The organism is Pseudomonadota bacterium (assembly GCA_026388255.1).
GTDB lineage: Bacteria > Desulfobacterota > Syntrophorhabdia > Syntrophorhabdales > Syntrophorhabdaceae > JAPLKB01.
Genome location: JAPLKC010000029.1, coordinates 1 through 8,606, shown reverse-complemented (window position 1 = coordinate 8,606; position 8,606 = coordinate 1). Strand labels below are relative to the sequence as shown.

At 42.2% G+C, this 8,606-nt stretch carries 8 protein-coding genes; 6 read left to right on the top strand and 2 right to left on the bottom strand.

Annotation, left to right across the window (positions count from 1 at the left end; all coding sequences use genetic code 11):
- The first annotated feature begins 1,065 nt into the window (after positions 1-1,065).
- The 6 genes from NT178_03105 to NT178_03080 all read left to right on the top strand — a co-directional run bounded on the left by NT178_03105 (position 1,066) and on the right by NT178_03080 (position 6,573).
- Positions 1,066-1,629, top strand: a complete 564-nt coding sequence (locus NT178_03105) for a hypothetical protein (protein ID MCX5811516.1) — start codon at positions 1,066-1,068, stop codon at positions 1,627-1,629.
- 235 nt (positions 1,630-1,864) lie between these two features.
- Complete coding sequence (locus NT178_03100) at positions 1,865-2,986, top strand: ABC transporter substrate-binding protein (GenBank protein ID MCX5811515.1); 1,122 nt, start codon at positions 1,865-1,867, stop codon at positions 2,984-2,986.
- 263 nt (positions 2,987-3,249) lie between these two features.
- The gene (locus NT178_03095) at positions 3,250-4,140 is read left to right on the top strand and encodes a branched-chain amino acid ABC transporter permease (GenBank protein ID MCX5811514.1); all 891 of its coding nucleotides are present in this window, start codon (positions 3,250-3,252) and stop codon (positions 4,138-4,140) included.
- A complete protein-coding gene (locus tag NT178_03090) occupies positions 4,137-5,075 on the top strand; it encodes a branched-chain amino acid ABC transporter permease (protein ID MCX5811513.1) in 939 nt (312 codons plus the stop codon). Before NT178_03095 ends, NT178_03090 begins: the two co-directional genes overlap by 4 nt.
- A gap of 11 nt (positions 5,076-5,086) precedes the next feature.
- Positions 5,087-5,854 carry an ABC transporter ATP-binding protein gene (locus NT178_03085; protein MCX5811512.1) on the top strand — a complete coding sequence of 256 codons (768 nt, stop codon included), beginning with the start codon at positions 5,087-5,089 and terminating at the stop codon, positions 5,852-5,854.
- An 11-nt stretch (positions 5,855-5,865) separates the two neighbouring features.
- Positions 5,866-6,573: an ABC transporter ATP-binding protein gene (locus tag NT178_03080; GenBank protein MCX5811511.1), complete on the top strand. Its 708-nt coding sequence runs from the start codon at positions 5,866-5,868 to the stop codon at positions 6,571-6,573.
- A gap of 75 nt (positions 6,574-6,648) precedes the next feature.
- Here the strand turns inward: NT178_03080 and NT178_03075 are convergent, their stop codons facing one another.
- On the bottom strand, positions 6,649-7,872 hold the full coding sequence (locus NT178_03075) for a YihY/virulence factor BrkB family protein (protein MCX5811510.1): 1,224 nt from the start codon (positions 7,870-7,872) through the stop codon (positions 6,649-6,651).
- Positions 7,873-8,344: 472 nt separating this feature from the next.
- On the bottom strand, positions 8,345-8,606 hold a 262-nt coding region (locus NT178_03070; protein MCX5811509.1), incomplete at its 5' end, for a reductive dehalogenase.

Below are 8,606 nucleotides of genomic sequence, written 5' to 3'. Positions count from 1 at the left end.
ATGACAATAGGGGGTCTTATATATAATCGGAAATATCCGACAATAATCTTCTATATTAGTCGGAAATATCCGACCGTTTCTTTTTAGTATGCTTAAAAATACTTGATAAAATAAACAGGATTGTGGAACGGGAAGGTTTAATAGAGTGTGTAACGGATCCTATAAAACAAAATAGTGGAGGCGCTACAGGTGGAAACTAATCTTGGCACATATAACTTTTTTCATTCCCCCTCTCTCAGATATAGGCATGGATTGATATATGGTTTATGCTCGGTTGGAGTTAATAAGTGCTCAATTTGAACATATCATGCTAAAGATGTTTTGAGTAAAAACATCATGTTTTTCTTAAAACTTTTTCCAACCCGTAAAACGAGAAAACTATAACATTTATTATAAATTATTTTATAGAACTTTTTCCGGCCCTAAACATAATACTACAAGTTTTATGTGGTAACTGTGGATGAAGGCAAAATCATCGTGGTGTAGAGTTGAGGTGGCTTTAATAATTTTCATAAAACAAAATCCTAACTGATTTGCTCCACACAGGGAGGATGCATAGCGCCTGTCAGCCCTGCATAATGCCCGGAAATGTCTTGACACATTAATTATTGAGGTATTCGAGTCATTCAAGATCGCAGATAAGATCAAAGACGGTAATGGGAATTTTTATTTCCTTTCAGAATTTATTAAAATGACCCTTGCCGAATCCTTGTGGAACTTGTCCCGAAACACCAAAAGTGCACTGCCAAGTGTTAAGGACGTTGGAGACAAGTCGGCTCACAGCAGGCAATATCATGCAGTCCGAAACGACCTTGACAAGCTATTGCCTGAGATAAGAGTTGTGGTCCAGGAGCTGATATACCTTGCTAAGTTCAAATAGCCCAACGATCAACGAGTAAAGAAGGAGCGCTACTTGTGAAAAAAAACAAAACATGGCACAATGTACTCTGTTGGTGACAAATACATTAAATAATAACCGAACGGTAACATAGGCAATAGATTATTCTTGGGACATAGGTAACTTTTTTGTATTAATTCATAGACATAGACACCTAAGAAGGGAAAATGCAATCAAAGAAAGGTGAAAAAGCCAAGCTTTATATAAAATATCCGTTGTCCAGTGTGCTCATCTATAACGTCAGCACGATACTGCATTTTCTGATGGGTGGAACTGGAATAGCCCTTGGCTACAGCTTCTCCTTATGGGCGGGCTACACCTTCGGGATTCTGTATATCGTATTATCTTTTGTAGAAATGTATGTGATAATGCCTTTGACTGTTTGCCCGAATTGCCTTTACTACCAGACAAGGGACTCGCTGTGCGTATCGGGCTTGAATGTTCTTTCAAAGAGGATAGCAAAAGAAGGGGATCCGGAAGCATTCCATCGACGGGCTGTAGGCATATTTTGTGCCAATAATCTGTATATAGCCTCGCTCATAGTCCCTATTCTGGCGATGATTCCTGCATTGATTGTGAATTTCTCTGTTGCCCTGTTGCTCATTTTTCTGGTTGTAGTGGCCCTGCTTTTATTCAGATTTTTTATCATCTTTCCCAAAATTGCTTGTCTTCACTGTAGTGCAAAATACAAGTGTCCGCAGGCAGAAGCTATGGGTGTTCGTAATCTATAGTGGAAGTCATGCCAATTTGCCTTCAATCATATAACTTCGTTACCCGGGTACCCTCTTCTGGGTGCTATCTATAAATCCAAATTGGTATCAATTATGCAAGTAAGGATTATACCAGCATTTCCTATACCCCCGATGTCTGTAAAGGATTTTCGGCTAAAATAAAAGTCTTTACAAATCAGGTTATATTTTTTATTTTTATTATGTGAATTTTTTAACAATAAATTGAGGTATAGATATGAAAAAATATGTTGTTATCTTCTTTCTGCTCTTTTTTATCGCCAATATTTCATATGCAAAGGACACTATAAAGATAGGTCTTATAACACCGTTAACAGGTGATGTAAAAACATACGGAGAGTCGGCAAGGAATGCCTTTGTCATTGCCCTTGAGGAGTATGCAAAAAAAGGGAAATATACCATTGAGCCGGTCATAGCCGACGACAAAAACGATCCCACAGAAGGTGCCAATGCAGCGCTCAAGCTGATTACGCAAGATAAGGTTATTGCAATCAGCGGCCCACTCACATCCAAAGTGACTATACCGGTCAGCGATATAGCAAACAAAAACAGGATTCCCATGGTTACCGGTACTGCCACAAACCCGAAGGTAACAATATACGAAGGAAAAAGGAAGCCCTATATTTTCAGGGCATGTTATACAGACCCCTTTCAGGGCACTGTGGCGGCAAATTTCGCACTGAATGAATTAAAGGCAAAAACGGCCGCAGTGCTCTATGATGTGGGTAACGATTATTCGAAAGGTCTTGCAGAGTTCTTTAAGGCAACTTTTATAAAAGGCAACGGGGCTATTGTTGCCTATGAATCCTATCAGAAAGATGATGTGGATTTTTCAGCCCTGATTTCTAAAATAGCGCTGAAGAAGCCTGACATTATCTATTTGCCCGACTATTACAACAAGGTAGCGCTTATTGCGAGACAAGTAAGAGAAAAGGGCTTGAAGTCAACCCTGCTGGGCAGCGACGGATGGGATTCTCCGGAATTGATGAAGATTGCAGGAAATGCTATAATCGGAGGTTATTTTACCAATCACTACTCACCTGATAGAAAAGACCCCATAGCAGATGCATTTATTAAAAGGTATAAAGAAAAGCACGGGGCGGTGCCGGATGCAATGGCAGCGCTCGGATATGATGCTACAATGATTCTGTTGAAGGCAATCGACAGCGTGAAAAAGCCGACACAGGAAGAGATAATGAAATACCTCTCTTCTTTAAAAAACCACAAAGGGGTAACAGGAAACATAGGTTTTGACAAGAACGGCGATGCGGTAAAATCTGTTGTTCTACTGAAGGTTGAGAAGGATAAAGTGAAATATATGACGACAATTAATCCTTAAAAGCTGTAAAATGTTATACGGTGAGGTAAGGTTTTTCAAACCGGCAAAAACGATACCAAGCTGCATTCAAAAGCACGACCCACTCAACAAGTGGGTGCCCCGGGCGTCGAAAAGGAGCCGACCCCCCCTCCGGGAGGACAGGCGCAGGCATACAAGGGTTTTTTTAGCTCACACGGTGAGCGAGAAGGGAAGGCTCCGACGGCTTGGCCGGTGGAGGGGGCGACGTGAGCCCCTGGAATAGTTAAGCTGTACGGAGATTTGTTATGGAGCTTCTCGGTTATATAATTGAACAGACTATTAATGGCCTCCAGTTAGGGGCTGTCTACGCCCTGATAGCCCTCGGTTACACCATGGTTTACGGGGTGCTGAGGCTTATCAATTTTGCCCATGGCGACATCTTCATGCTCGGGGCATTTATTGCCTATTTCCTTATTACAAAATTCGGCATGCCCATTTATCTTGTTTTTATTATCACTATGCTCAGCACAGGTCTTGCAGGATATCTCATAGAAAAGATAGCCTATAAACCGCTCAGAAACGCACCGAAAATTTCCCTGCTTATCACTGCTGTCGGCGTATCATTGTTCCTTGAGTATTTTCTGAGTTTAAACGCCCTCTTCACCCCGAATTATATTGCCTTCCCCAGGCCCTTTGAAATAGAGAGCTATGATTTTGCCTTGTTTACCGTTACCAATATACAACTCCTTATATTTCTCATTACATTTGTTTCCCTTTTTCTTGTCTATTTGCTTGTTTATCGAACAAAATACGGAAAGGCTATGCGGGCAGTCTCCTATGACAGGGAGGTGGCCTCGCTCATGGGCATCGGCATTGACGGGATCATTTCATTTACTTTTATTGTCGGTGCATCCCTTGCCGGTTTGGGGGGTATCCTGTACGGGATTGCCTATCCTCAGATCAATGTATTTATGGGGATCATGCCGGGTATAAAATCATTCATAGCAGCAGTGCTCGGCGGTATAGGCATTGTGCACGGCGCAGTGCTCGGGGGATTCATCATCGGTCTTTTAGAGGTCTTTGTCTCTGCATTTATTTCATCTACATTCAGGGATGGTTTAATATTCATCATCCTCCTGCTTGTTCTCATTCTGAAACCAAGCGGGATATTCGGAAAAAGGATTGAGAAGGTATGAGATTCTTCCTCGAATCAAAAAAATTTTTATTAGTATCTGTTGTTGTTTATATTCTGCTCAAGATACTCTTTGCCAATAATTTTATATCAATCTATATTCAGCAGATTACCTTATTTGCCCTTATCGTGACTGTAGCCTCTCTGGGTCTGAATGTCATTTATGGCTATACAGGCCAGTTTTCATTAGGTCATGCGGCATTCTACGGCATCGGCGCCTATACATCTGCATACCTTACAAAGATATTCGGAATAGAGGGGGTCTTCTCTTTTTTGCCTGTATTGCTTATCAGCGGTGTTGTCGCCGGTTGCATCGGTTATCTTATCGGAATCCCGATTTTGAGATTACGGGATGATTTTCTGGCTATAGCAACGCTCGGTTTCGGCACACTCGTCAGGGTCATTCTTGACAATTCCGACAGGTTTGCAGAGGTGCTTGGCGGATCAAGGGGTTTTGTCGGTATAACGAAAATTACAAACCTTGAGCTTACGTTTTTTTCTGCATTATTCATTGTTTTGATTACAAAAAACCTCATATATTCGAGGTACGGGCTCTTCCTGCGATCCATCAGGGATGATGAGCTTGCGTCAACCTCTATAGGGATTAATACATCAAGAATGAAACTCATGGCATTCTCTTACGGATGTATGCTCGCAGGTATTGGAGGTGGCCTGTATGCACATCTTTACACCTTTCTCCATCCGTCAAATTTTGACATACTCAAATCGATAGATTTTCTCATCATTGTTATAATCGGCGGCATGGGAAGCATCAGGGGAACGATCTATGCAAGCATTATATGGGTAGGTTTTATAGAGGGGCTGCGGATCGTCCTGCCCGTTGAACTACTGGATTTAAGATGGGTGGTAATCCCAATACTGCTTATTGCACTAATGATGTGGAAACCATATGGGTTGATGGCCAAAAAAATAAAATGAAGTTTTGAACTATGAAATTGCTGGAAGCAATAAACCTTGAAAAAAGTTTTGGCGGCGTGAAGGCTGTTGATAATATGTCTTTTTATGTACGGGAAGGCGAGACACTCGGCATAATAGGGCCCAACGGCGCCGGCAAAACCACAGTATTTAATCTTATTACCGGGTTTTACAGCCCCGATGGAGGCATGATAAAATTCTCTGATAAACACATAACAGGGGTTCCCCCCTACAAACTGTCACATCTCGGAATATCGCGCACGTTTCAGAACATGAGGTTATTCAATAATCTAACTGTTTTTGAAAACATCTTATCGGCTGTACTTGCCGGGAAGAGTTATGGTCTGCTTTCTGCTTTGTTCCGAACCGACAATTATTTTGCTTTAGAAGGAAAAGCCGAAGAAAAAGCAAGAGGTCTTATCGACTTTTTCGGGTTATCCGGTAAGGAAGATTATCCTGCCGGCAGCCTGCCTTATGGGGAACAGAGAAGGTTGGAACTCGCACGGGCACTTTCGACAGGACCAAGATTATTACTCATCGATGAGCCGGGTGCGGGCATGAACCCCAGAGAAGTGCTTGATTTTGTGGATACAATAAAAGTGATAAAAGACAAATATTCTCTCTCAATAATCATCATAGAACACCAGATGAAGCTTGTCATGGGCATTTCCGACAGGATAGTCGTAATGGATTTTGGTGAAAAAATCATGGAAGGCGTGCCCTCAGAGGTTAAAAAGGACAAAAAAGTGATTGAGGCATACCTTGGAGAAGCATTGGAATGAGTGAAGATATGCTGCTCAAAATAAACGGCATCACGGTAAATTATGGCGTAATTAAAGCCCTTCATAAAGTAACATTAGAAATAAGACCGGGTGAAATCCTCTCTGTCATTGGTGCAAACGGCGCCGGAAAAACTACCCTTTTGAAGACTATTGCCGGTCTCCTTAAACCGCAAGGCGGTAATATTGAGTTTGAAGGCCGGGAAATAAGCGGGCTTAAACCTGAAAAGATAGTAAAGTGCGGCATCACGATGGTGCCGGAGGGAAGACGGGTATTCCCCGACCTTTCGGTAAAGGAGAACCTTGAACTCGGTGGATATTCACTTCATGACAGACATTTGAAAAAGGAGCTATACGGGCTCATTCTTACTACTTTTCCCAGGCTTGGTGAACGTTTGAAGCAACCTGCGGGGACCCTGTCAGGAGGCGAGCAACAGATGCTTGCCATGGGGAGGGCGCTTATGGCCAATCCAAAGCTCCTGCTCCTTGATGAGCCTTCTATGGGGCTTTCACCTATTATTACAAAAGAAATATTTGCGTTGATACAGTTTATAAATAAAGAAAAGCATATATCAATGATACTTGTTGAACAGAATGCCCATATAGCAATGGAACACTCTCAGAGAACCAATGTCCTTGAAAACGGGAGCATTGTCATGGAAGGCGAATCATCAGCGCTCAAGCACGATGCGAGGGTTACAGAGGCATATCTGGGCATATAGTACAAAGGCCGTGGCAGCCTTTCTGAGTGCGACGGATGGAACAAGAACGACTCGTGGAACAAGTGGTTCCAAAGATCAGATACTTTCGTTTGTTAATTTGAGCCGTAAGGTCATTTCTTTAAGAATAGTAAGGACAACCTCGGGGCTTTCCTTCAGGATAGTTTCAAAGTTCTCCTGTGAAATGACAACAATCCGCGTGTTGTCTTCCAATGTAATTACAGTTGCTGTCCTCGGAGCATTGAGGAGCATAGACATTTCGCCGAAATAGTCGCCTCTCTTCATAGTTCTGATAATCTGATTTTTTCTGCTTATACTGACTGTCCCGGATACGATAAAGAACATGACATCGCCATGCTCTCCCTCCGTAAAAACAATATCATCCATGTTATATACCCTGGTATACCTGTTGATGAACCTTTCCGGGATTTTTTCAATATTTTCTACGCTGAGAAATAGTTTTTTCAATAGAAGGGCATCTTTTTTTCCGATATTTACTATGATTTCAGCACCAAAGAGGATTACCAGAAAACTGTAATACACCCAGATGATCATTATGAAGAATGTCTTCAGGGAACCGAAGGCGATACCATAATCAGGATTAAAGCTCAGGAAATGGGTAAAGAGGTTTTTCATCGTGACAAGGAGGATGGCGGTAATGATGGATATTGTTACAATATGACAGGCCTTGAGCCTTTTAGGCGGGAATGCAATATAAACCATGACCATGCACACACTTGTCACTATTAATGATGCGAGGACATCCCCGCTGCCCTTAAGAAAAGGTATGCTATCAATAAATGGGCGCGCAAATGATATATATGCCATTTCACCTGCGACAAGGACAATGAACAGGGCGAGCATAAGCATTGTTGTCGCTATATTGATAAGTTGTACCCGGAGAAAGGATATCTCCCGTGTAATATTAAAAATCTTAAGGAAGGCCGTCCGCAGGGAATCACTTACAGACATCAGAGACACAAAGATCAGGGACAGGCTGATAAAACCCCAGGTGATTCTGTAGCTGGTGGAAAAATAGAATTCTTTTATCGTGAACATATTAAAGTTCGGCAATACATGCTGCAAAAGATTCTCAATACCCTTGATGACCTGCTGAGAAAGGGCATCATAGCTGCCGAAAAGATACGCCACAAAGAAGAGGAGCGGAATGATCGAAAAAAAACCGTATGAAGCAAGGGCAACGGACATCTCAAAATTGTTGTGACCCAGAAAAGATCCTATGGATTCCTTAATGACAATAAAAAACATCCCGGCAGACTGATTGTTTCTTTCATGTTTCATACAGTTTTGCGCATCCGTTATTTTTTAATATCCGAAGTAACCTTAATCAATTATGTTTTATACCAGAAAAGGAAAGAATATTTAAGTTAAATTTGTCTTCCCACAATTTCACCGGGGTTTCCTGGTTTTCTCTGACAACAACCTAATTGCAAATGAACTACTCCGCAGCAGAGCTGCGAGGTATCTATTGATTTAACAAAGACCTTTGCAAGACTCTAAAAATGCCGTCATTAAGCCTGCCCCGGAGTGCGGGTACCTGCTTGCGGATGATCCGTGGGTGAAAACCGGTATCCAGAGATTATTGAATTTACTGGATATCGCTTGCACAAGCATGGCAGAAAAGAGCAATTAGAGTGCTTTTGCAAAGGTCTCAAATTGTATTGCTTCGTATCTTAACTACAGCGAATAGTCGTTAGTCAAAAACAAATTTAGAGTCAATTTGTGGAGAAGTTGAGTCTGGCAATAGGCCCTTTCATTTCCAGGCATCTTCCGTCTTGACCCGACTGCCGTAGCCGACCAGCTTGTCCATCCCGACAAGAACAGGGTTCAGCCAGGATGCGTGTTTAATCAGGAATCTCGCCATATCGTGCAGCTTACCCGGCAGCTTATTGTAGGAGCAGACACGGACGCAGTTTCCGCAACTCCCATTGTTGCGTGCCCAAAAGTCGAGGCATTTTTCAGGATCGATATACCATTTGTATATACCGCTGTTATTCGATATTGTGGGCCCCTCT